This is a genomic window from Kitasatospora sp. NPDC034533 (assembly GCF_055575155.1).
Genome location: NZ_JBVITE010000034.1, coordinates 66,967 through 89,278, shown reverse-complemented (window position 1 = coordinate 89,278; position 22,312 = coordinate 66,967). Strand labels below are relative to the sequence as shown.

General features: G+C 74.2%; 16 protein-coding genes and 1 tRNA gene. 9 read left to right on the top strand and 8 right to left on the bottom strand.

Going from position 1 to position 22,312, the window contains the following annotated elements; translation table 11 throughout:
* Nucleotides 1-265: 265 nt before the first annotated feature.
* Nucleotides 266-709, bottom strand: coding sequence for a hypothetical protein (locus ACZ55U_RS23045; RefSeq protein WP_465528420.1), 444 nt, complete (start codon nt 707-709; stop codon nt 266-268).
* Nucleotides 710-948: 239 nt separating this feature from the next.
* On the opposite strand from ACZ55U_RS23045, the gene ACZ55U_RS23040 reads away from it, so the two are divergent.
* From ACZ55U_RS23040 to ACZ55U_RS23030, 3 genes are all read left to right on the top strand, one after another.
* A tRNA-Leu gene (locus tag ACZ55U_RS23040) sits at nt 949-1,032 on the top strand.
* Between the two features lie 163 nt (nt 1,033-1,195).
* Complete coding sequence (locus tag ACZ55U_RS23035; protein WP_465528418.1) at nt 1,196-2,416, top strand: sensor histidine kinase; 1,221 nt, start codon at nt 1,196-1,198, stop codon at nt 2,414-2,416.
* A complete protein-coding gene (locus ACZ55U_RS23030) occupies nt 2,413-3,087 on the top strand; it encodes a response regulator transcription factor (protein ID WP_465528416.1) in 675 nt (224 codons plus the stop codon). The genes ACZ55U_RS23035 and ACZ55U_RS23030 overlap by 4 nt, the downstream gene beginning before the upstream one ends.
* Before the next feature lie 117 nt (nt 3,088-3,204).
* On the opposite strand, the gene ACZ55U_RS23025 is transcribed toward ACZ55U_RS23030, so the two are convergent.
* The 6 genes from ACZ55U_RS23025 to ACZ55U_RS23000 form a co-directional block, all read right to left on the bottom strand.
* Entirely contained in the window at nt 3,205-3,363 is a 159-nt protein-coding gene (locus ACZ55U_RS23025) for a hypothetical protein (protein WP_465528414.1), read from the bottom strand.
* A gap of 12 nt (nt 3,364-3,375) precedes the next feature.
* Nucleotides 3,376-5,202, bottom strand: coding sequence for a S9 family peptidase (locus ACZ55U_RS23020; protein ID WP_465528432.1), 1,827 nt, complete (start codon nt 5,200-5,202; stop codon nt 3,376-3,378).
* A 1-nt stretch (nt 5,203) separates the two neighbouring features.
* Complete coding sequence (locus ACZ55U_RS23015) at nt 5,204-6,439, bottom strand: MFS transporter (RefSeq protein WP_465528412.1); 1,236 nt, start codon at nt 6,437-6,439, stop codon at nt 5,204-5,206.
* On the bottom strand, nt 6,440-7,603 hold the full coding sequence (locus ACZ55U_RS23010; protein ID WP_465528410.1) for a cytochrome P450: 1,164 nt from the start codon (nt 7,601-7,603) through the stop codon (nt 6,440-6,442). It lies immediately after the preceding gene.
* Between the two features lie 50 nt (nt 7,604-7,653).
* On the bottom strand, nt 7,654-8,709 hold the full coding sequence (locus ACZ55U_RS23005; RefSeq protein WP_465528408.1) for a cytochrome P450: 1,056 nt from the start codon (nt 8,707-8,709) through the stop codon (nt 7,654-7,656).
* A 742-nt stretch (nt 8,710-9,451) separates the two neighbouring features.
* The gene (locus tag ACZ55U_RS23000; RefSeq protein WP_465528406.1) at nt 9,452-10,867 is read right to left on the bottom strand and encodes an amidase; all 1,416 of its coding nucleotides are present in this window, start codon (nt 10,865-10,867) and stop codon (nt 9,452-9,454) included.
* 115 nt (nt 10,868-10,982) lie between these two features.
* Between ACZ55U_RS23000 and ACZ55U_RS22995 the strand changes: the two genes are divergently transcribed.
* The 6 genes from ACZ55U_RS22995 (at nt 10,983) to ACZ55U_RS22970 (ending at nt 17,593) form a co-directional block, all read left to right on the top strand.
* Nucleotides 10,983-11,654: a TetR/AcrR family transcriptional regulator gene (locus ACZ55U_RS22995; protein ID WP_465528404.1), complete on the top strand. Its 672-nt coding sequence runs from the start codon at nt 10,983-10,985 to the stop codon at nt 11,652-11,654.
* 170 nt (nt 11,655-11,824) lie between these two features.
* On the top strand, nt 11,825-13,072 hold the full coding sequence (gene aroA, locus ACZ55U_RS22990; protein ID WP_465528402.1) for a 3-phosphoshikimate 1-carboxyvinyltransferase: 1,248 nt from the start codon (nt 11,825-11,827) through the stop codon (nt 13,070-13,072).
* A gap of 103 nt (nt 13,073-13,175) precedes the next feature.
* Nucleotides 13,176-14,219 carry an RNA ligase family protein gene (locus ACZ55U_RS22985; RefSeq protein ID WP_465528400.1) on the top strand — a complete coding sequence of 348 codons (1,044 nt, stop codon included), beginning with the start codon at nt 13,176-13,178 and terminating at the stop codon, nt 14,217-14,219.
* Between the two features lie 331 nt (nt 14,220-14,550).
* Nucleotides 14,551-15,462, top strand: coding sequence for an AurF N-oxygenase family protein (locus tag ACZ55U_RS22980; protein WP_465528398.1), 912 nt, complete (start codon nt 14,551-14,553; stop codon nt 15,460-15,462).
* Between the two features lie 65 nt (nt 15,463-15,527).
* On the top strand, nt 15,528-17,204 hold the full coding sequence (locus ACZ55U_RS22975; protein WP_465528396.1) for a 4Fe-4S binding protein: 1,677 nt from the start codon (nt 15,528-15,530) through the stop codon (nt 17,202-17,204).
* 41 nt (nt 17,205-17,245) lie between these two features.
* Nucleotides 17,246-17,593 (top strand): hypothetical protein, encoded by a 348-nt coding sequence (locus ACZ55U_RS22970; protein ID WP_465528394.1) that lies wholly within the window; start codon nt 17,246-17,248, stop codon nt 17,591-17,593.
* Here the strand turns inward: ACZ55U_RS22970 and ACZ55U_RS22965 are convergent.
* The gene (locus ACZ55U_RS22965; RefSeq protein ID WP_465528392.1) at nt 17,577-22,307 is read right to left on the bottom strand and encodes a DNA repair ATPase; all 4,731 of its coding nucleotides are present in this window, start codon (nt 22,305-22,307) and stop codon (nt 17,577-17,579) included. The genes ACZ55U_RS22970 and ACZ55U_RS22965 overlap by 17 nt on opposite strands.
* Between the last annotated feature and the right edge of the window lie 5 nt (nt 22,308-22,312).

The following is a 22,312-nucleotide window of genomic DNA, read 5'->3' as shown; positions in this document are numbered from 1 at the left end:
CCGCCGCGATCTGGCACAACGACCAGACCGGGCAGCCCGTCATGCGTTCCCTCACCGCGTACGACCACTGAACCCCTTGGCATCAATCATCTAGGCTCGGGCATCACCGACCCGTGGGGAGGCGGCCCCGAGGACTTCGCCGCCGCCGTCCTGGAGATCCAGGAAGCCACCGCCCTGTTCTAGGCTGCCCGGCCCTGTCGACACGAGAAGTCGGCCCGGCCGACTTCTCGCGCGACCCCTTCCGGGCCGCAGGCCGGAAGCTCGTTCATCGCGGCCACTTGCCAGGCGTGCCGCTCGTGGTCACCTCGCAGACGGCCGGTCGGCCGGGGGCGGGGGAGGTGCCTTCCGCCACCACCCGGACGCCGTCCAGCAGGACGCGGCAACCGGCCCTTCCGCTGCCGACCGGGACGACCTCCACCCGGGCCTGCTCGCCGACCCTGACGAACACCGTCTTCTTCCAGGGCAGGCTCACCGGGCCGGTCGCCTCCTTCTTGTCCGTGGAGTCGTTCCGGTCGGGGTTGTGGCTGTAGCGCACGTCCTCGGCGCGAGGCGCGCCGCCCTGGCCCGGGGTGGCTTCGTAGGTGATCTCCCAGGCGGCGCCCGCCTTCTTGGCGAGCCAGTCGCTGTTCACCAGGGCGGCACCGCCCACCGCCAGCCCGGCGAGGGCGAGGCCGCCGACCGTGAAGGCGAGGCAGGAGGAGCGGGACATGGGACCTCACGTCGTTGATCGCGGCGCGGCCCCGCCACCGCGGGATCCTGCCGACTGGTCGGATTCTTCCGCTCAAGGCTAGGTATGCCGGATTTGCCCCGGTGTACGACCGCCGGACGATTTCGGATCGTCCTGAGGTTCCAGCCACGGCCCGTTCGCCCGGTCGTCCGGCCGCCGTCCCGGGAGGGTGGTCATGAGCACCCCTCGGGATGGTCTAAGCTTTTCCCCATCACCCAGATGCGCGGGTGGCGGAATAGGCAGACGCGCTGGATTCAGGTTCCAGTGCCCGAAAGGGCGTGGGGGTTCAACTCCCCCCTCGCGCACAAACCGGAACGGCCGGTCGATCTTCGGATCGACCGGCCGTTCCGTTGTCCGGGGAAGCAGTCGCGGGGGCCCGGCGGGGCGCATCCCCGCACGTCGGAGGCGGGGAGATGCTCCCTCGATCGGGGGAGGACGGCCTCCGGGCCGCCCGGAATACTGGCCGACATGATCAAGGGACTGCGGCCGCTGTTGCGCGGATCGACGTACACGGGTGTGCTCTTCGCGGTGGCCGGGGCGCTGGCGGGGCTTCCGCTGGCGGTGGTCGCGCTGGGCCTGACGCTGGGGGTGGACGGCCGTCCGGAGGCGGCCTGGGTGGGGCTGCCGGTGTGGGCGGTGCTGCTGGCGGCGGCCGGGACGCTGCGCGTGGTGCGGCGGGTGCTGGTGGCGGGGGCGCGCCGGCTGCTGGGCGTCCCGCTCCCGGACCCGGTCAAGGGGGCCGCGGGCGGGCGCCGGCGGACGCCGGCGTTCGTGCTGGCGCACGTGGCGCTGGGGTGGATCGTGCTGATCGGCGGCAGCACCCTCGTGGTGATGGGGGTGACCCTGCCGGGGCAGTGGGCCGAGGGTTCGGCCCGGGTCAGCCTCTTCGGCTGGTCCCGGGACGTCACCGGCGTCTGGGCCTGGGTCCTGGGGGTGTCCAGCCTGGCCCTGGCGGCGGCGCTGTTCGTGGCGGTGTCGGAGGTGCTGCGCTGGCTGGCGCCCCGGCTGCTCGGCCCCTCGCCGGCCGAGCGGCTCGCGATGGCCGCCGAGCGCGAGCGGCAGCTGGCCGAACGCAACCGGCTGGCCCACGAGTTGCACGACTCCATCGGGCACACCCTGACCGCCGCCACCATCCAGGCGGCCGTCGCGGGCGAGGTGCTGGCCGCCGACCCGGTGGCGGCGCGGGCCGCGATGCGCAGCATCGAGGAGTCGACCCGGGCCGCGCTGGAGGACCTCGACTACGTGCTCGGCGTGCTGCGCGAGGAGCAGGCCGGCGCGGCGCCGGTGCGGACCCTCGCCGACCTGCCCGAGCTGATCGACCGGCTGCGGCACGCGGGCGCGGTCGTGGTGCCGCAGACCTCCGGGGACCTGGCGCAGGTGCAGGGCACGCTCTCCAGGGCCGCGTACCGGATCGTCCAGGAGGGGCTGACCAACGCGCTGCGGCACGGCGCGGGCGGGCCGATCGAACTGCGGGTGGCGGCGGGGCCCGAGGAGTTGGAGCTGACCGTGGTGAACGATGTGCGCGGTGCCGGGGCGGGGCCCGGCGCGAGCGGCTTCCCGACCTCCGGTCACGGCCTGCCCGGACTGGCCGAGCGGGTGCGGCTGCTGCACGGCGGGTTCGAGGCCGGCCCGCACGGCGAGGGTCGGTGGCGGCTGGCCGTGCGGCTGCCGGTGCGGCGGTCGGCGTGAGCGGCCCCGGCGGCGACGTCACCGTCCTGATCGCCGACGACGACCCCGTCACCCGCAGCGGCCTCGGCACCCTGCTCGGCGCCCAGCAGGGCATCGAGGTGGTCGGCCGGGCCGCCGACGGCATCGAGGCGGTCACCCAGGCCCGGCTCCTGCGGCCGGACGTGGTGCTGATGGACGTGCGGATGCCGCGCCGCAACGGCATCGAGGCGACTCGCGAGCTGCTGCGGGAGCACGACGACCCGCCCAGGGTCGTGGTGATCACCACCTTCGAGAACGACGGCTACGTCACCGCCGCGCTCAGCGCCGGCGCCAGCGGCTTCGTGCTCAAGCGGCTGCCCGTCCCGCAGATCGCCGAGGCGGTGCGGGTGGTGGCGGCCGGGGAGGCGGTGCTGTTCCCGGCCGCGCTGCGCCGGATGGTCGCGGCCCGGCCGCTGGGTTCGGCCGAGGCGCTGCCCCGGGCGGGGCTGACCGGGCGGGAGGAGGGGGTGCTGCGGCTGATGGCGACCGGGCTGTCCAACCCGGAGATCGCCCAGTCGCTCGCGGTGAGCCTGGAGACGGTCAAGACGCACGTGGGGAACGTGCTGGCCAAGCTCGGGGCGCAGAACCGCACCCACGCGGTGGTGATCGCGTACGAGAGCGGGCTGGTGGTGCCGGGGCTGCCGGGGGCGTAGCGGCCGGGCCGGGGGCACGCCCGGGGCGCCGGCGGCTGGGACTACGGCGACATGTGGGCCCCGCTGGTCTCGGCGGGGCCCACATGTCGCCGTTGGGCCCGCGCAGGATGAACATCTTCAGTCATCCATGATCTCGTGGCCGATGCCGTTGCTGCTGACGATGCGGTTGCGTCGCCACGGCTCGTCCCGCAGCGCCCGGATCTCGGCTGCCATGCGCTCGGTATCGAGCTCGAGGTTCAGCGCCGCCACGCTCGGCATGGTCTCGCTCGTGGTCATCTCTTCGCTCCGTCAGGCGGGTAGATGAGTGCGGGCGAACGTGATCGTCGCTCCGATTTGCCGGATCCGCTCGGATGCGACGAGTGAGCCGTGTCCTGCGTCGTACCGGTACACCTCGTGCGGCTTGCCCAGCTCGGTGAGGCGGTCGATGTAGTTGTCGATCTGTCGGATGGGACAGCGGGGGTCGTTCTCCCCCGCGATCACCAGGATCGGTGCCTCGACCCGGTCCGCGTAGGTGAGCGGGGAGGACGCTCGGTACCGGTCGGGCACTTCCTCTGGGGAACCCCCGAACAGCGAGCGGTCGTACGCCCGCAGGGCCTCCATCTCGTCCTCGTACGCGGCGAAGTAGTCGGCGACGGGCATGGTGCTGATGCCGACGGCCCAGTTGCCCGGGTGGATGCCGAGCCCGAGCAGGGTGAGGTATCCGCCCCACGAACGGCCGCTCAGGACGAGGCGCTTGGGGTCGGCGAGGCCACTGGTGACGGCCCACTCGCGGACCGCTTCGATGTCCTCCAGCTCGGTGAGGCCAGGACGGCCTTCGATGGCGTCCCGCCAACGGGAGCCGTAGCCGGTGGAACCGCGGTAGTTCACCTGGACGACGGCGAAGCCGTGATCGACCCACGCGGCGACCACGGGGTCGAAGGCGTCGTCGTCGTAGCCGATCGGGCCGCCGTGCACCTCGAAGACGCACGGGAGCGGTCCGTCGGCGGTCGCCGGCCGGGACACCAGGGCGTGAATGCGGCCGCCGAGTCCGTCCACCCAGGCGTCGGTGACGGGGACGGACGGCGGGGCGGCCGGCCCGGGCGGGGCGAGGACGATTCCGCCGGAGGTCGACCGGACGACCGGCGGGTGCGCGGCACTGGACCAGGCGAACTCGACGGTGCCGTCCGGGCGCGTTCCGGCGCCCCGGATGACGCCCTTCGGGGTGTCCAAGCGGGTGAGCCGCTCGGCGTCTCCAGGGTTCTCCCGGTCCAGCTCCAGCCGGTAGAGCTCGTCGCGGGCATGGTGGGCGTGCCAGATCAGCAGCGCGGTGCCGTCCTGGTACCAGGCCGCGCTGACCTCGCCGGGCAGGTCGAGCCGGATCTCGTGCTGTTCGCCGGTGGCGGTGTCCCAGATCAGCGGCTCGGGCCTGCCATGGCGTTCGTGCTCGACGAGCAGCCGGGAGTCGCCGGGGACCGGGGAGAACTCCATGCCGCCGAGGCCCTTGCCCGGGCCGTCCCAGATTCCGCCGAGTCCGCGGCCTTCGCCGTCCCACAGGTCGGCGACGACGTTGCCGTTCAGGTCGAGCACGCGGACGGCCTTGTGCCTGCTGTCGCCGTGCTCGCTGTGCCCGATCGCGACGAGGGTCTCGTCGGCGGACAGCGCCCCCACATGGGCGTCGGAGGGGTGACGGTAGAGAATGCGGGGCTCGGCGCCGGGCCGGCTGACGTGGACGGAGGTCTCGCCGGTCACGGTGGTGCCGATGACGGCGAGGCCGTCCCTGCCGAGAGCGAGGCCCGCCCGGTAGGAGGGGCGCAGGCCGGGTACGGCGGGTTCGTCGTGGTCCCCGCCGAACGGCCGGCGCATCCAGATCCCGGACTCGTTGCCGTCGGTGTCGGCGAACCACCACACCGTGGATCCGGTCGGGTCGATGTGCCCCAGGGCGGTGCCGTTGGGTCGGTCGGTGAGTTGGCGGCGAGTGTCGCTCGCCCGGTCCCACTCGTACAGTTCCCAGGTGCCGGTGGCGTTGGACCGGTAGACGCAGTGGTCGGGTGCGTCGCGCGCCCAGCGGGGCACGGTCACGTGAGCGACCCGGATGCGCGCCTTCCAGCGCTCGTCGCCGACCGGGTCGACGTTCACGTCATCCACTGACGAGTCCTTCCTCGCTTCGGGAACCCGGCTGCTCGGTGCGGAGGAGCGCTCCGCGCAGCAGCAGGACGATGACGAGCAGTCCGCTGACCGCCGCCGCGCAGATCACGACATGGGGGGCGAACAGCTCGGCGACGGCGCCGCCCGCGGCGAATCCGAGGCCCTGCCAGAACATGAGCCCGGCCATCTGGAGGCTGAGCGTCCGGCTCCGCAGCTCGTCGGGCACGACCTGGAGCAGCAGCCGGTCCTGGCCGAGCTGGGTGCTGAACCCGAGGCCGCACACGAACAGCGCGACGATGGCGGGCACCAGGCCCGGTCGCAGCGCGAACAACAGCATGGGGGCGAACACCAGCAGCGCGGCCGGGCCGATCATGCGGACCTGCCGGTCCTTCGGGACCAGCCAGTTGGTGAGGACCTCACCGGTCATGGTGCCCAGCGGGATTGCGGTGAGCAGCAGCCCCGCTGCGGTCGTGCCCCCACCGAGACCGTCGGTGTACGGCACGGCCAGGGCTTCCGGAATGACCCCGAGGGCGGGGACCGCCCAGCCGAGGAACAGGATCCGTCGTACGGCCGGCACCTTCATCACGGCGCCGAGGCCGTTGAGGGAGTCCCGCAGCAGCGAGGTGGGGCGGTCGGCCCCGGAGTCGCGGTCGGGCACGCGCTTCTTGGTCCCGAAGCGGAGCAGGGCGGCCGAGAACAGGAAGCAGCCCGCGTTGATGAGGAGCATGACCCGTGGCGTGAACGCCGCCATGAGCAGACCGCCGACGGCGAACCCGCCCATTTGTGCTCCCTGGGCGACCAGTCGCATGAGACTGCGCCCCGACACGTAGGTGTCGCCGGGGAGGACGTCCGGGAGGGTCGCGGCGCGGGCTCCGGAGAACACCGGCTCGATCAGGCCCAGGGTGAAGGCCAGGACGAGCACGGCCGCCACCGGGAGGCCGGACAGCGAGATGGCGGTGACGAGTGCCGCGGAGAGCAGGTTGCAGCTGACCAGCAAGCGCCGGGGCGGGAACCGGTCGATGAGCGCGGACAGCAGGGTGCCCGCGATGAGGTGCGGCGCCAGCACCAGGGTGAAGACCAGGGAGGACAGCAGCGCCGAGCCTGTCCGGGAGTACACGAGTACGGTCAGTGCGAAATTGGCGGTGACCACTCCCGCCATGGAGACGACATGCGCCGCGAAGATCGCCCGAAATTCCGGTACGGCGAGCGCGGTGCGATAACTGCTCATTTACTGGATTTCCAAGGGGAGTTCGGCGATCGTGCGGACGGTGGCGAGCTTCTTGTGGACGACGGCTCCGGCCGGCTTGAGAACGGCTCCGCGTTCCACGAGGACCGTCAGCAATTCCCGCAGCAGCAGGTGCGCCAGCAGCGATCCGGTGCAGGCGTGGGCGCCATAGCCGAAGGTGAGGTGGTGATTCGGCCACCGATTGAGCCGGACCGTGTCCGGGTCGTCGAATTGCTCGGGGTCGCGATTGGCCGCGGCGAAGAGCATCAGCATTCCCTGGCCGCGCCGCACCTGCACGCCGTTGAATTCGAGGTCCCGGACGGCGAGTCGCGTCGTCCCCTGAATGGGCGCCTCGTAGCGGAAGATTTCGTGCGGTGCCCGGTCGATCGCCTCGGGACTGTCCAGTTGTTCGGCGAGAAGACTGGCGTCCCGGGAAAGGATGTTCAGCGCGTTGCCGAGGGAGGCCGGGACGGCGGTGAATCCGTTGACGACGAGGGTGCGCAGCGAATTCATCGCGATGTGGCGCGGGACACCGGCCGCCATGGCGTTGTCTACCAGGGTGCGGATGGGATGGCCCGCGTCCATGTCGGTCACCCAGCCCTCGATCATGGCGGCCAGCTGGCGCTGCGCCGCGACGCCCGGCTCCCGGGCCGCCGGGTTGAGCCCGGAGTCCATGGCCTGGGTGATGGCCTCGGCCATCGGCCGGACGGTGGTGAGGTCGAAGGGCGGCACGCCGATGGCCTCCGGGATGAACCAGCGGGCCAGCGGTTCGGTGAGCTCGCTGATCGCGTCGAACGGGCTGGCCGGCAGCTCGTCGAGCATCGTCGCGATGTGGGCCCGGGTGCGGGTGCGGAGGCCGTCCGAGGCCATGTCGCGCAGCGATTCGGCGAGCACGCCGTAAATGGCGGTGTGGTCGGGCGGGTCGATGGTGTGGACGTCCAGGGCGGGCTCGGGGACGGTCTCGCCCGCTCGTCGCCAGTCGGCTGCGAAGTTCTCGTGGTCGAGCAGCACCTGGCGGCAGTGCTGGTACGAGGTGAGGACCCAGCTGTCGAGCGCCTGGTTCCAGACGGGTGCGCCGATCGACCGCAGGGCCGCGTACACCGGGTAGGGGTCGAGCAGGGTGTTCGGGTCGAGCGGATGGTACTCGGCTGCGGCGTCGGTGGTCATGGCTCTCGCTCTCAGCAGTTGGTCTCGGCGGTGGGTCTCGGCTGTAGGTCTCAGCGCTCGGTCTCGGCGGTCCGGAAGGTGACGGGCAACCGGTCCGGGTAGCGCAGGGTGGCGCGCGGCACCCGGACGGGCGGGCCGGCGAGCCGGGGGCGCGCGGGGGCGGCCAGCAGCCCCTGGACGAGTGCCCCGATGACGGTCCGGGCGAGGATCGCGCCTGAGCAGGCGTGCGGGCCCCAGCCCAGGGAGAGGTGCCGGTTGGGGCGTCGGTCGAGGAGCAGTTCGTTCGGGGTGGCGAACTGGTCGGGGTCGCGGTTGGCGCTGCCGAAGAGCGTCAGCACCAGGTCGCCGCGCCGCACGGTGACGTCCTCGATCTTGGTGGTCTCGACGCAGGCGCGGGTGGTGCCCTGGACCGGTCCGTCGTAGCGTAGGAGTTCGTCCACACCGGAGTTCAACAGGACGGGGTCGCGCAGCCTGTTCAGCGCGTCCGGGTGCTCGATGAGGGCGAGAGCCGCGTTGGCGGCCGCGCCGACGGTGGTGCTGAACCCGGCGAGGAAGAGCACGCGGACGTTGTTCCACACGGCGTCCTCGGTGATGCCCGCGGTGCCGGCCTGGTCGAGGACCTGGGCGAGGAGCCCCGGCGCGCGGGTGGCGGTGAACCACTCGACCATGAGCTCGTTGATCCGGGCGCGGGCCGACATGGCGGGTTCGAGCACTTCGGGCAACAGGCCCGCGTCCATGCCGCGGACGAGCGCGTCGGACTGCTCGGCGAAGGCGGCCACCGGTGGGGGCTCGACGCCCAGCAGGCGGCAGACCGCGTTGAGCGCGACCGGGCGGGCGACCTCGGCGGTGAAGTCGAAGGACGGGGCGTCGGCCAACCGTTCGAAGGCGGCCGTCGCGTCGCGGACGGCGAGGTCGCCGATCGCGTCGAGGTCCTGGTCGCGGAATGCGGTGGTGAAAAGCCGGCGGACCGGCGTGTGGTCGGGGGGGTCGAGTTCCTGCATGCTCAGGGCTGTGGTGGGCGGCGCCTCGTGTCCGGCCCGGCGCCAGTCGCTGGCGAAGCCGTCCACGTCGCTGAGTACGTGGTGGCAGTCGGCATAGCGCGTCACGATCCACGAGCCGAGGCGCTCGCTCCAGAATATCGGAGCGCTTTCGCGAAGCCTGTCGTATACGGGATACGGGTCGGTCACCGTGGCTGTATCAAGTGGATCGTAATCAGGCACATTCCGTCCCGAGCGAGAGCGATACGAGATCTGGCAGATGTCCGCAATGCGCGGGCCGGGGCGCTTGGGCCCCGGCCGGCGACTCATATACCTCAGTACGCGTAACGCATCGTGGCACCCCCTTGCCGTAGAGCGACACCCTTTATCGGTGAATGATCATTTCCGATATTGAGGCCGTCCGGCGGCTCCCCCGTCGGATGTTGACGAGTCTATTCGACTTGGGATCACAGGCAAGGGGGGCGCGTGTGTCCGAATTGGCGGTTAGTTGATGTATCGGCAACTTTGGGCAATAGATAAACTGATCATATCGCGACAAGGGGGCGTCGAAACGTGACCTAGGTCACGGGGTGATGCACCTTTTGTCGGGTGATTCGCCATATGGTGCCCGCTTTCGGGTTGTCCCGAGCGGCGGCACGCGGTGCGCACATTCGGACGGGATAGTTCCAATTAATGGGTCCGATAGTCGCATCCGGTCGGCGCGGGGATAAACGTGAGGCCCCGCCGAGAATGGTGGAAATCGGCGGGCTCGATTCCTGCCAGGTCGGCAGGGTGGTGCCGGGTGCGTCGTCCGGACCGTCGTGGGTCGGGAGCGCTGGATTGGGGGCTTGGAGGCCCTCCTCGGGGGCGGTTACCGCCTCGGGTCGATCGGGGCGAGGGTGCCGCAGTGGTCCTCGACGGCCTGGGCGGCGTCCAGGCAGAGGTCCTCGCGGAAGGCCCGGCCGACGAGCTGGACGCCGGTGGGCAGTCCGTCCGGATCGAGGCCGGTGGGGACGGCGACGGCCGGGACACCGGCGAGGGTGCTCGCCGAGCAGAGCCGCATGGCCAGGGCCACCCGGTCGCGGCCCGCCTGGTCCCGCGACTCCAGGCGGGGTTCGACCGGCGGCTCGCCGAACACCGGGCCCAGCAGCAGCGGGTACCGGTGCAGGAACTCCGCCCACGCCCGGCGGACGCCCATCCGGGCGCTCAGCAGGTCCATCAGGCCGGAAGCGTCGGTGGCGGGCGGGGCGGCGCGCATCGTGAAGTCGATGTAGCGGTCGCCGCCCTCGCCCAGCAGCGGCCGGACGGCGGGCCAGCGCGGCGCGAACTCGGTGACGGGGAGGCGGTGGTAGGTCTCCAGCGCCTCGTCCAGCCGTGGGACGTCGGGGACCTCCCGGACGTCGTACCCCGCGTCGCTCAGCGCGTCGGCGGCCTCGGCGACGGCGCGGCGGACGGTGGGGTGGACGCCGTGGCCGCCCGGGTCGGCGACGACGGCGACCCTGATCGGGCCGTCCGGCGCCTCCCCGTACAGCGGGACGGGCACGGCGCGCGGGTCGCGCGGGTCGGTGCCGGCCAGGGCCTCGCAGGCGAGCCGCAGGTCGGCGACCGTACGGGCCAACGGGCCGTCCGTGACCAGGACTTGGGAGGCCGGGCCGGGGTCGTTCGGGCCGATCACGCGCTGGTCGGCGGGGAACCGGCCGGTGGTCGGGTTGAGGGCGGCGATCCCGCAGAAGTTGGCGGGGATGCGGACGGAGCCGCCGGAGTCGTTGCCGAGCCCGAGCGGGGCCATCCCGGTCGCGACGGCCACGCCGTCCCCGCCGCTGGTGCCGCCCGGGGTGCGGCGGGAGTCCCAGGGGTTGCGGGTGTCGCCGTACAGCTCGCTGCGGGTGTGCATGCCGGCGATGACCAGGGTCGGCAGGTTGCTGTGGCCGATCGGGATCGCCCCGGCCGCGCGCAGCCGGGCCACCGGGACGGCGTCGGCGGCGGCGACGTGGTCGCGGAACCGCGGGGTGCCGAAGGTGGTGGGCACGCCGGCGATCGGGGTGCTCTCCTTCACGGTGAACGGCACGCCCGCGAGCGGGCCCAGCGGCTCGCCCGCGGCCCGGCGGCGGTCGGTGTCCCTGGCGGCCTCGCGGGCGCGGTCGGCGAGGAGCTGGGTGACGGCGTTCAGCTCGGGGTTGACCTGGGCGATCCGGTCCAGATGGCTGTCCGTCACGTCCAGCGCCGACACCTCGCCGGCGCGCACGGCGGCGGCGAGTTCGGTGGCGGGCTTGCTCCACAGGGGCATGGGGGTGTCCTCCGGTCGGTTCCGATGCGAGCGCATCGGAACCGCACCCTAGCCCAGAACCCGATACGCTTGCATCGAATAAAGCGGGACCGACCCATGGCGGAGGAGACGGGCGATGCCGAAGCAGGTGGATCTGGACGGCCGGCGCCGGCAGATCGCCGAGGCCGTCTGCCTGCTGGTGGACGAGCACGGGCTGGAGGGCGTGACCCTGCGGGACGTGGCCGCCCGGGCGGAGGTCTCGATGGGGGCCGTCCAGCGCTGCTTCCGCACCAAGGAGGAGATGCTCCTGTTCGCGCTCGCCCACATCGGCGAGCGGGTCAGCGAGCGGGTGCGCGGCCGGCTCAGGGCCGGTCCGGCGCAGTCGGCGGCCAGTGAACTCGGGCTGGTGGCGGGCGAGGTGGCGCTGCTGCGGGAGGAGCACCGGGCCGAGGCCCGGATCTGGCTCGCCTTCGTGGCCGGAGCCGCCGTCAACCCGGCGCTGGCGCGGACCCTGCGGAGCAGCTACGCGGCGCTGGAGGAGCTGATGGTGCGGCTGATCACGCAGGCCGCGGGGGGCCTGGCGGGCGGCGCGGGGGGCGGCGCATCGGCGGGGAACGGCGCGGGGGGCGGAGCACCGGCGGCGCCGGGTGGGACGGGGGGCGGTGCGGTGGCGGCGCGGACCGAGGCCCGTACGCTGCTCGCCCTCGCCGACGGGCTCACCGCGCACGTCCTGGTCGGGCACCGGACGGCGGCGGAGGCCGAGGAGGTCCTGCACTCCCACCTGGTAGGGCTCTGGGCGCGCTGCTGATCCCGCAGGGGCCCAGCCCCCGGCGGGGACGGCCCGCCCGCCGCTGCCGCCGGCGGAATCGCCCGTCCAGTCCGTGGATGGTCGGGTACGGCGGGCGCCGGGTGGGGCAGGATCGGAGCCGAGTCCACTGGAGACACCTGTCGGACACCCATGTGGGGGGAGAGCCTGTCGTGACCGCTGTGGAGATCCCGGGGTCCAAGTCCATCACCGCCCGGGCGCTGTTCCTGGCCGCCGCCGCCGAGGGCGTGACCACCCTGCGCCGCCCGCTGTCCTCGGACGACACCGAGGGCTTCGCACAGGGGCTGGACACCCTCGGGTACCGGATCGAGCGGACGGGGGAGGCGTGGCGGGTGGAGGGCCGCCCGGCCGGGCCCGCCGTGCCGAGCGCCGAGGTGTACTGCCGCGACGGCGCCACCACCGCGCGCTTCCTGCCCACCCTCGCCGCCGCCGGCCACGGCACCTACCGCTTCGACGCCTCCGCCCAGATGCGCCGCCGCCCGGTCGCCCCGCTCACCCGGGCGCTGCGCGAACTCGGCGTGGACTTGCGGCACGAGGAGGCCGAGGGGCACCACCCGCTGACGGTCCTCGCCGACGGCGTCCGCGGCGGTGAACTCACCCTGGACGCCGGGCAGTCCTCGCAGTACCTGACCGCGCTGCTGCTGCTCGGTCCGCTCACCCGGGACGGCCTGCGGATCACCGTCACCCGGCTGGTCTCGGCCCCGTACATCGGCATCACCCTGGCGATGATGCGCTCCTTCGGGGTCGAGGTGAAGCGGGAGCGGACCCCGGCCGGCGAGGTGTTCGACGTGCCCTCCGGGGGCTACCGGGCCGCCGACTACCCGGTCGAGCCGGACGCCTCCACCGCCAGCTACTTCTTCGCCGCGGCGGCGCTGGCCGGCCGGGAGGTCACCGTCCCGGGCCTGGGCCGGGACGCCCTCCAGGGCGACCTGCGCTTCGTGGACGTGCTGCGGCGGATGGGCGCCCGGGTGGAGGTCGGGGACGACCGCACCACGGTGGCCGGGGACGGCCCGCTCGGCGGGATCACCGTCAACATGCGGGACATCTCCGACACCATGCCCACGCTCGCGGCCATCGCCCCCTTCGCCACCGGGCCGGTGCGGATCGAGGACGTCCACAACACCCGGGTCAAGGAGTGCGACCGGCTGGAGGCCTGCGCCGACAACCTGCGGGCGATGGGCATCGCGGTGGCCACCGGCGACGACTGGATCGAGATCCGGCCCGGCACGCCGCGCCCGGTCGAGATCACCACCCACTCCGACCACCGGATCGTCATGTCCTTCGCCGTCACCTCGCTGCGCACGCCCGGCATCACCTTCGACGACCCGGGCTGCGTGCGGAAGACCTTCCCCGGGTTCCACGAGGCCTTCGCCGAACTGCGGGGGGCGTGGGGGGTCTGACCGGCGTGTGACGTGTGGCTGCGGCGGTGGTCCGACCGGCGCGATGGGCGGGGGCCCGAATCCCGGTTGCCGGGAGGCGGGCCCGGCGGCGAGGATTCGGTTCGTGTCCGAGACGGTGTTCGAGACGGTTCCCGAGGGCCCGGAGCTGCGGCCCTACCCCAAGATCCCCGCCCGCTCCCGCTCCGGGGGCCCCGGCAGCCGGGTGTGGACGGCGACGGAGAAGGTGCACGGGGCGCACTTCGCGGTGGTCTGCGAGGGCGGCTCGGTCCGGGCCGCGAAGCGGCGCGAACTGCTGGACGACGAGGGGCTGGACGGCTTCTTCGGGGTGAGCCGGATCTGGCCCGAACTGTCCGTCGCGGCAGCCCGGTTCGCCGCCGCGGTGCGCGTGCCGTGGGGCGCCGGCGCCAGGGTGACGATCTACGGCGAACTGGCCGGCGGCCGCTACCCGCACCCCGAGGTGCCCGCCGTCCCCGGGGTCGAGCCGGTGCAGACCGGCGTCTGGTACGCCCCCGGCCTGCGCTGGCTGCCCTTCGACGCCACCGTCGAGACGCCCGAGGGCCGTTGGTGGATCGAGGACCGCGTCCTGCGGGCCGAGGCCCAGGCCGCGGGGCTCACCTGCGTGCCCCTGGTCGGACACGGCCCGCTGAACACCCTGCACGACCTGCCGGTGCGCTACCCGAGCCGGGTGCCCTCGCTGTTCGGCCTGCCCGAGCTGCCGGACAACCTCGCCGAGGGGTACGTGCTCAAGCCGGCCCGCGAGTGGTGCGAGTCGGAGGCGGCCCGCCCGCTGGTCAAGGTGAAGCAGCGGGCCTTCGCCGAGGACGAGCGCTACGACGGCGCCCGCCCGTACCTGCCCCCGCCGGAGGGCGCGGCCGGCGTCCCGGCCTGGCTGCTCGTCCAGGCCTCGGCCCTGCTCACCCCGGCCCGGGCGGCGGCGGCCGTCAGCAAGCTGGGGCCGCGCACCCCGGCGGAGGCGGTGGCGGCCGAGATCGCGCAGGACGTGACGGAGGAACTCGCCGAGGCCCTGGGCGGGTTGGAGGCCCCCGTGCTCGCCGCGCTGCGCCGGGCGCTGGAGCCGGGCGCGCGGGCGCTGGCGGCCTTCGACGCGGACGACCGGCGGGGGCCGTGCACCTGCCGGACGGACTGAGGGCGGGGCGGCGGGCTGACGAACTGGCCGGGCTGACGGACTGGCCGGACTGACGAACTGACCGACTGACGAACTGGCCGGGCTGACGGGCGGCGCCGGACTGACGGGCGGGGCCGACGGGCTGACGGGCGGGACCCTGGATGGGGGGCCCGCCCATCGGCGTGTGGAGCCGAGGTGCCAGGGGTGCTCACGGGTGCTCGCGGGGGCGCGGGCCCTGCGGTCGCGCGCCGGTTCGTTGCCGCGCGGGGGGTTCTCGACGGCGGGCTCTTATTGTACTGTCCGTCTAATAAGCGGGAGCGGGAACCTGCGGGGCAGGCACCAGGAGGCAGCCATGGCTCTCACCCGGCCGACGGACCGCGGCCACACCAAGGCCGACGACGACGTCTCGAAGCGGCTGCTGGAGTCGGCCGCCACCCTCTCCTTCGACCCCTCGACCGAGATCGACTGGGACGCCCCGCTGCCGGACCACCACTACGGCCTCAACCCGGAGTGGAGCACCCTCTACGGCACCCGGCTGTGGGACGAGATGAGCGAGCGGCAGCGGGTCACGCTCACCCGGCACGAGGTCTGCTCGATCATGAACACCGGCATCTGGTTCGAGATGATCCTCCAGCAGATGGTGCTGCGCGACCAGTACCTCAAGAACCCCGCCAACGCCGAGTTCCAGTTCGCGCTCACCGAGATCGCCGACGAGTGCCGCCACTCGATCATGTTCGCCCGGGCCTGCGCCAAGATGGGCGTCCCCGCCTACCGGCCGAACAAGCTGATCGCCCAGGCCGGCCGCGCCTTCAAGGCCCTCGCCAGGGGCGAACTCGCCTACGGCGGCATCCTGGTGGCCGAGGAGGTGCTCGACGTCATGCAGCGCGACTGGATGCGCGGCGAGAACGTGCTGGAGATCGTCCGCGGCACCTCCCGGATCCACGTGGTCGAGGAGTCGCGGCACATGAAGTTCGCCCGGCAGGAGATCCGCGAGCGGATGCGGCACGCGAGCCCGGCCCGCCGGCGCACCTCGGCCACCGGCATCGCGGCCGGCGCGTACGTCATCGTCTCCAGCATGGTCCACCCGGGCGTGTACCGGGCCGCCGGGCTCGACACCCAGCGGGCGCTCGCCGAGGTGCGGGCCAGCGAGCACCGCAAGACGATGATGCGCACCAGCTCCCGGCACCTGATGGCCTTCCTCGCCGAGACCGGCCTGCTCACCAGCCGCTCGGCGGCCGTCTACCGCCGGGTGCACATGCTCTGACGATCCGTCAGGTCGAAAGCCCGTCCCCACATCCCCCCACGCGCAGCGAGGACCCCACCCCGGCCATGGCCTACGCGATCACCCAGACCTGCTGCAACGACGCCTCGTGCGTGTCCGTCTGCCCGGTCAACTGCATCCACCCGACCCCGGACGAGCCGGAGTTCGGCACCACCGACATGCTCTACATCGACCCGCGGGCGTGCATCGACTGCGGGGCCTGCGCCGACGCCTGCCCGGTGGACGCGGTGTTCCCGGTCGACCGGCTGCGCGGCCCGGACACCGTGTTCGGCGACCTCAACCGCGACTGGTTCCGCGACCACCCCAGCGACCACGCCTGGGGCACGCCCAGCTTCCCGCGCAGCCTGCCCGGCGACCTCGGCGCGCTGCGGATCGCCGTCGTCGGCACCGGGCCGTCCGCCGGGTACACCGCGCAGGAGCTGCTGCGCGGCACCAGCGCCGAGATCACCATGATCGACCGGCTGCCCGTCACCGGCGGCCTGCTGCGGCACGGCGTCGCCCCCGACCACCAGTCCACCAAGCGGATCGCGGAGAGCTTCGCGAGCGTCTTCCACGACCCCCGGCTGCGGATGCACCTCAACGTGGAGATCGGCACCGACGTCACCCACCAGGAGCTCGCCGCGCACCACCACGCGGTGGTGTACGCGGTCGGCGCCGCCGCCGACCGCCGGCTCGGCATCCCCGGCGAGGACCTGCCGGGCAGCCTGCCCGCGACCGCCTTCGTCGGCTGGTACAACGCCGAACCGACCGTGCCGGCCGACGCGGTGGACCTCTCGGCGGTGCGGCGCGTGGTGGTGGTCGGCAACGGCAACGTCGCGGTGGACATCGCCCGCGTCCTGCTCACCGACCCGGACCGGCTCGCCGCCACCGACATCGCCGACCACGCGCTCGCCGCGCTGCGCGGCAGCCGGGTCCGCGAGGTCGTGCTGCTCGCCCGGCGCGGGCCGGAGCAGGCGGCGTGGACCACGGCGGAGTTCCTGGCGCTGCGGCAGCTGCCGGGCGTCGAGGTGGTGGTGGAGGACCACCCGCTGGTGCGGGCGGCGATCGAGGCGGCGGGCTCGGGGCCGGGCTCGGGCTCGGGTGCCGGTGCGGGGCTGCTGGCCGGGCTGCCGCTGGTCCCCTACGACGGGGGCGCCGAGCCCGGGCCGGGGCGGCGGATCGTGCTGCGGTTCCTGTCGGCGCCGGTCGCGCTCGCCGGGGACGGGCGGGTCGAGACCCTGACCGTCGAGCGGACCGCGCCGACGGCGGACGGCGGAGTCGAGGGCACCGGCGCCGAGGACGTGCTGCGGGCCGGACTGGTGGTGCGCTCGATCGGCCACCGGGGCGTGCCGCTGCCCGGGCTGCCCTTCGACGAGGCGACGGGGACGGTCCCGCACCGGGAGGGGCGGGTCGTCGATCCGGCGACCGGCCGCCCGCTGCCGGGGACGTACGTGGTGGGGTGGGCCAAGCGCGGCCCGTCCGGCGGGATCGGTGCCAACCGGGCCTGCGCGCGCGAGACCGTGGACGCGCTGATGGACGACGCGGCCGCCCGCGCGCTGCCCGTCCCGGCGGGCGGCCGCAGGGAGTTCGACCGGCTGGTGCGGCACCGGCGTCCGGACGCGGTCGGGCTGCGCGAACTGCGGGCGGTGGACCGCGCGGAGCGCGAGCGGGGCGAGGCCGAGGGCCGGCCCCGGGTGAAGCTCGCCACCGTGCCCGAACTGCTGGCGGCCGGGCGGCGCCGGTAGCGAACGGGCAGGGTGGGCGGATGACGTGCGCAGGAAGTCGGGTGGGCCGACTTCCTGCGCACCCGGCCGTGTTCGGCCCGGGGGCGATCGCGCGGATGCTCAGGCGGAACAGCAAGCGCCACTGGAAGCTGCTGGAGTACGCGCCCGAGCTGGTCACCTGGGCGGCCTGCCGGACGCTGCCGCTGGAGACGCTCCACGACGGGAGCAGGACCTCGCCGCGCTGGATGGACATCATCCGCGGCGAGCTTCCGGCCGAGACCGAGCGGGTGGCGCACCTGCTGGTCGCCGCCTACGCGCGGCTGTACGAAACGGACCGCACGTTCAAGTCGACCGCGCCCACGATGAGGATCTGGCAGGAGATCCTGCGCGTCGTCATGAAGCAGACCTGAACGAGCGCTTCAACTCCGCCCAGCGGGCCGCCTGTTCCTCCGTGAGCGTCCCGCGCAGCTCCGCCAGCTTCAGCAGCTGGGCCTCGGCGTCGGCGCCCAGGGGCTGGGCCTCGGCGCGGTAGTGGTCGGTGAGCAGGGCGTCGAGTTCGGGGCGGGTGAGGGCGGGGTCGAGGCGCTGGGCGAGCTTGGCCATGTTGCGGTAGGAGCCCTGGAGGAGGAACGGGGGCTCGGTGCGGGTGCGGTCGTCCTGGGCGGCGGAGGCGAGGTAGGCGCGGTTGACGGCCAGGACGGTCGTGCGCAGGTGGAGCAGGCCGGCGAGGACGGCGGTCATCCGCTCGACCTCGGCGGCGGGCCGGGCGGCGGCCGGAGGGGCGCCGGGCAGGCCGGCGGCGCGGGCGAGCAGGGCGTCCAGGTCGGCGCGCTCGGCGGTGGCGAGCGGGGCCAGGTGGGGGTTGGCGGGCAGGGCGTTCTCGACGAAGCTGAGGGCGAAGAGGTCCTCGCGTCCGGAGACGGCGTCGCCGAGGTTCCAGACGTCGGCCCGGTTGGCGAGCATGTCGGGCAGCCGGAAGAGCCGCCCGGACTCGGTGTACGGGTTGGCGGCCATGACGACGGCGAAGCGCTTGCCGCGCAGGTCCCACTCGCGGGCCTCGCCGTCCCAGACGCCGTCGATCCGGCGCTGGGCGTCGCACAGCGGGATGAAGCGCTGGAGGAACTCGGGCGAGGTGTGCTGGACGTCGTCCAGGTAGAGCAGCACGTTGTCGCCCGCGTGCAGGGCGAAGTTGAGCTTCTCGACCTCGCGCCGGGAGGTGGCGTCGGGGGCCTCGGCCGGGTCCAGCGAGGTGACCCGGTGGCCGAGTGCGGGGCCGCTGACGGAGACCAGCAGCAGGCCGAGCCGCTCGGCGAGGTACTCGACCAGGGTGGTCTTGCCGTAGCCGGGCGGGGAGACCAGCAGCAGCAGGCCGCTGCGGTCGACGGGCCCGCCGGACTGCGCGGTGCCGAGCTGCTTGGCGAGGTTGTCGCCGACCAGTGGCAGGTAGACCTGGTCGATGAGCCGGTTGCGGACGAAGCCGTTGAGCGGCGCGGGCCGGTACTGGTCGAGCCGCAGCCGGGCGTGCTCGGCGGCCAGCAGCTCGCCGCGAAGCCGCTGGTAGGCCCGGTAGCCGGGCACCTCGACGCGCTCGAACTCGCCGACCCGGGCGAGCAGTTCGTCCAGTCGGAGGCTCAGCGCGCCGCCGGTGATCCTCGGGTGGTCGCCGAGCAGTCCGGTGATCCGGGCGCTGACCGCCCCCTCGGCCGGGCGGCGGGGCAGGGACGGGCAGAGCAGGACGGCGGCGGCCTCGGCGAGATCGGCCGGATCGGCGCCGTCGGCGCCCGACTCCAGCCAGGCGGTGGCGAGTTGGCGCCGTACCGGCAGCAGCTGCGGCTCCTCGGGCAGTGCGGCCAGGGCCTCGGTGAGGCCGGCCGACTCGGGCGCGGCGCGGAACTTGTCGAGCAGCGCGGCGGCGCCCGGCGACTGGGCGAAACTGGGGTCGGCGGCGGCCAGTTCGGCCACCAGGTACGGTCCGGCGGGCTCCGCGCCCGGCGCGAAGTCGTCGACGGCGGCGGTGAGTTCGGCGGCCAGGGCGTCCAGCGCGGCCAGCGCGGCGGATGCCGGGGCGGCCCCGAAGGCGTCCCGGGCGAGGCCCAGGGAGCGGGCCCGGGTGTGCCAGAGCAGCCGCTGCCGCTCGTCGGCGCCGTGCGCCCAGTAGAGCTGGGCAGCCGCCCGGGCGCCCGCCGGGTGGCTCAGCAGTCCGGCCCCGGCGCGCAGTTCGAGCAGCGCGCGGAGCAACAGCGCCGCGTCGTGGTCGTGCACGCCCCGCTGGTAGCCCTCGTCCGGCCGCTGTTCGGCCGCCCGGCGGACGAACTCCAGCAGGTCGCCGTCGGTGGTCAGCGACCCCGGTTCGGCGGCCGGCAGCAGGCTCGCGGCGAGGTACTCGGCGCGGTAGAGCCACGCCGTCTCCGAGGGCAGCGGGCGGTCCCAGTAGCGCTCGGTGGCGGCGAAGGCCGGGTCGGTGACGGGGGAGCGGTAGGCGGTGCCGGTGAGGGTGAAGGCGGGCCGGCCGCGCCAGGGGACCAGGGCGAGTTCGGGCCGCTGGGTGGTGACGGCGAACAGGTGGCGGCCCAGCCGCAGGGTGCCGGGGCCGTCCCCGGCGAGGTCGGCGCGGTCGCGCAGGGCCCGCAGGGCGCGGCCGCGGGCGGCGCGCAGCCGGCCGGTCAGCTCCTCGGCCCGGACCCGGTCGCCGAGCGCCGTCAACTGGCCGGCCAGGTCGCGGAGTTTGACGGCGGTCGGGTCGGCGGCGAGGGCCGCCTCGATCTCCTCGTGGGTGCCGAGCGCGGCCAGCCGGCGGTGCAGGGTGTCCAGGATGCGCTCGGCGGAGGCGGCCAGCCGGTCGGCGCGCCGGGCCCGCTCCTCCAGCAGGTGCTGGCGGCGGGCGGTGAGCGCGTCGTGGATCTCGGTGCGCCGGTCGGCGAGCTGGTCGCCGAGGGCCGGGTCGGCGTCGGCGAAGCGGGTCTCCAGCTGCTCGATCCGCAGCAGCAGCCGGCCGAGCTGCTCGTCACAGCTCTCGGGGGTGTCGGCGGCGGCGAGCGCGGCGGTGGTGGCCTGGCCGAGCAGGGCGGTCTCGGCGGCGAACTCGGCGGCGGCCTCCCGGGTGCGCAGCTCCCGGCGGCGCACCGTCAGGGTGGAACGGGCCCGGTTGAGCAGCCCGAGGACGTCGGCGAGCCGGTCGAGGATCGCGGTGCGGGTGGTGGCGTCGGCCAGGTCGAGCGTGCCGACCAGCTCCGAGACGGTCTGCAACGCCTCGCTCTGGGCGCCCAGTTCGAGGCCCAGCGGCTCGGCCTCGGCGGCGGTGGCGATGGCGGCGCAGCGCTCGGCCAGCTCGCCGGCCCGGCGGCGGTGCGGCTCGAAGGCCGTCGGCTCGGCGAGCTGGACGACGGCGCGGTCGGCGGCCTCGGCGAGGCCCTCGGCGAGGTGGGCGGCGAGCGCGTCGATCCGCTCCGGGTCGGCGCGCGGCAGGTCGCGCAGCGCCTCGACCCGGCCCTGGGCGCGGCGCAGCCCGGCGAGCCGGTCGACCCACTCGGCGGCGTCGGCCAGGGTCTCGCCGCGGGCGGTGCGCAGCAGTCCCTCGACGTGCTCGGCGGCCTCGTCGGTCTGCCGGGCGGCGTGCGCGGTGAGCTGGGCGACGGCCTCGTACTCGGCGATGACCTGCCGGGCGGTGTCGCGGATCTCGGCGAGCGGTGCGGCGAGGTCGCCGAGGCCGCTCTGGCCGAGCCAGTGGTGCCGGTCGGCGGTGCGGGTGCAGGCGGCGAGGACGGCCTGGTGGCCGGCCGGGGTGTCGGCGCCGGCCGCGGCCAGCCGGGCCAGGGCCAGGCAGTCGGCCAGGCCGCGGACCAGGTCGGCGTTGCCGATCCGGGCCAACGGGCCGGTGCCGGGCGGCTGTTCGGCGGCGTAGCGCTCGCTGGTGAACGGCGTGCGCCAGAGCTGGACGGGGTGCAGCCGGGTCGGGCCGTCCTCGGCCGGGCGCAGCGCGATCAGGGTGCCGTCGGCGAGCAGCGCGTAGCCCTGGCAGGGCAGCGGGGCGGCGGCCTCCTGACGGACGCTGTTGTACGGCTGGAGCAGGGCGCGGCCGTCGGCGGGGGAGCGGAACTCGTACAGCACGTCCTCGCCGTTGGGCGACAGGACGGTGCGCTCGTACACCAGGCCGTCGACCGGCTGGTCGAAGGTGCGCACGGTGCCGTCCACCAGGTGGCAGCCGCCGGGGAAGGCCACGCCCTGGTCGGCGGGCAGCCGCAGGCAGGCCTGGCCGAGCGCGTCGATCCGGGTGACGGTGCCGGTGGGCAGGTGGACCACCAGGTGCCGTTCGGTCTCCTCCTGGTACGGGCGCACCCGCACCAGGAGCAGGGTGCCGAGCCGGGCGTGGGCGATCCGGGCGTCGGCGAGGGTCTGGAGGGCCTCGGCGAGCGGTTCGCGGTGCAGTTCCCGGCCGTCCGGGGTGGCGATGGTCAGCCGGCCGCCGTCGACGCCGACCAGCAGTTCGCCGGCCAGGTCGGCGCGCGGCGGGCGGCCGGGGCCGGAGGGCAGCTGGTCGTCCCGGGTGAGGGCCGTCCAGGGCAGGTGCTGGCCGTCGGCGGGGGTGTGGTCGCGCTCGCCGCGGCCGTCCAGGTAGGTGGCGCGGGTCTCGTCGTCGAGACGCCAGCGCAGCACCCGGACGTCGGTGGCGGCCGGGCCGGTGCGGAAGACGGCGAGCAGCCGGCCGTCCACCGGGCGCAGCCGCTCCAGCCGGGCGTCGCGGAAGTAGCGGCGCAGGTCGGCGAGGTCCTGGCGGAGCCGGGGGTCGTCCAGCAGGGTGCCCTCGGCGGGCGCGGGGGAGAGGTCGGGGTGGTAGAGGCCGAGGAGGCCGGTGAAGTCCCCGGTGTCGTCGGCGCCTTCGGCGGTGCGGGTGGCGAGCAGCAGCTGCCCGCCGGTGGCGGTGAGGTCCTGCGGCAGGCGGGCCCGGTCGGTGGTGAGCCGTCCGGTGCCGGCCAGCCGCAGCTCCCCGCCGCCGAACTCGGCGACCCGACGGGCGTTCAACGCCTGGGCGCGGTCGGCGAGTTCGGCGGCGGCTCGGGCGAGCCGGTCACGCAGGACCTCGTAGGTTCCGGCGTCGAGCCGGGCGTCGAGGGCGTCCACGGTCACGGTTG

Bases quoted from the DNA above. Each gene is read 5' to 3' on its own strand.
- ACZ55U_RS23045 (WP_465528420.1), bottom strand. From the start codon at position 709: ATGTCCCGCTCCTCCTGCCTCGCCTTCACGGTCGGCGGCCTCGCCCTC.
- ACZ55U_RS23035 (WP_465528418.1), top strand. From the start codon at position 1,196: ATGATCAAGGGACTGCGGCCGCTGTTGCGCGGATCGACGTACACGGGT.
- ACZ55U_RS23025 (WP_465528414.1), bottom strand. From the start codon at position 3,363: ATGACCACGAGCGAGACCATGCCGAGCGTGGCGGCGCTGAACCTCGAG.
- ACZ55U_RS23015 (WP_465528412.1), bottom strand. From the start codon at position 6,439: ATGAGCAGTTATCGCACCGCGCTCGCCGTACCGGAATTTCGGGCGATC.
- ACZ55U_RS23010 (WP_465528410.1), bottom strand. From the start codon at position 7,603: ATGACCACCGACGCCGCAGCCGAGTACCATCCGCTCGACCCGAACACC.
- ACZ55U_RS23000 (WP_465528406.1), bottom strand. From the start codon at position 10,867: ATGCCCCTGTGGAGCAAGCCCGCCACCGAACTCGCCGCCGCCGTGCGC.
- ACZ55U_RS22995 (WP_465528404.1), top strand. From the start codon at position 10,983: ATGCCGAAGCAGGTGGATCTGGACGGCCGGCGCCGGCAGATCGCCGAG.
- ACZ55U_RS22980 (WP_465528398.1), top strand. From the start codon at position 14,551: ATGGCTCTCACCCGGCCGACGGACCGCGGCCACACCAAGGCCGACGAC.
- ACZ55U_RS22975 (WP_465528396.1), top strand. From the start codon at position 15,528: ATGGCCTACGCGATCACCCAGACCTGCTGCAACGACGCCTCGTGCGTG.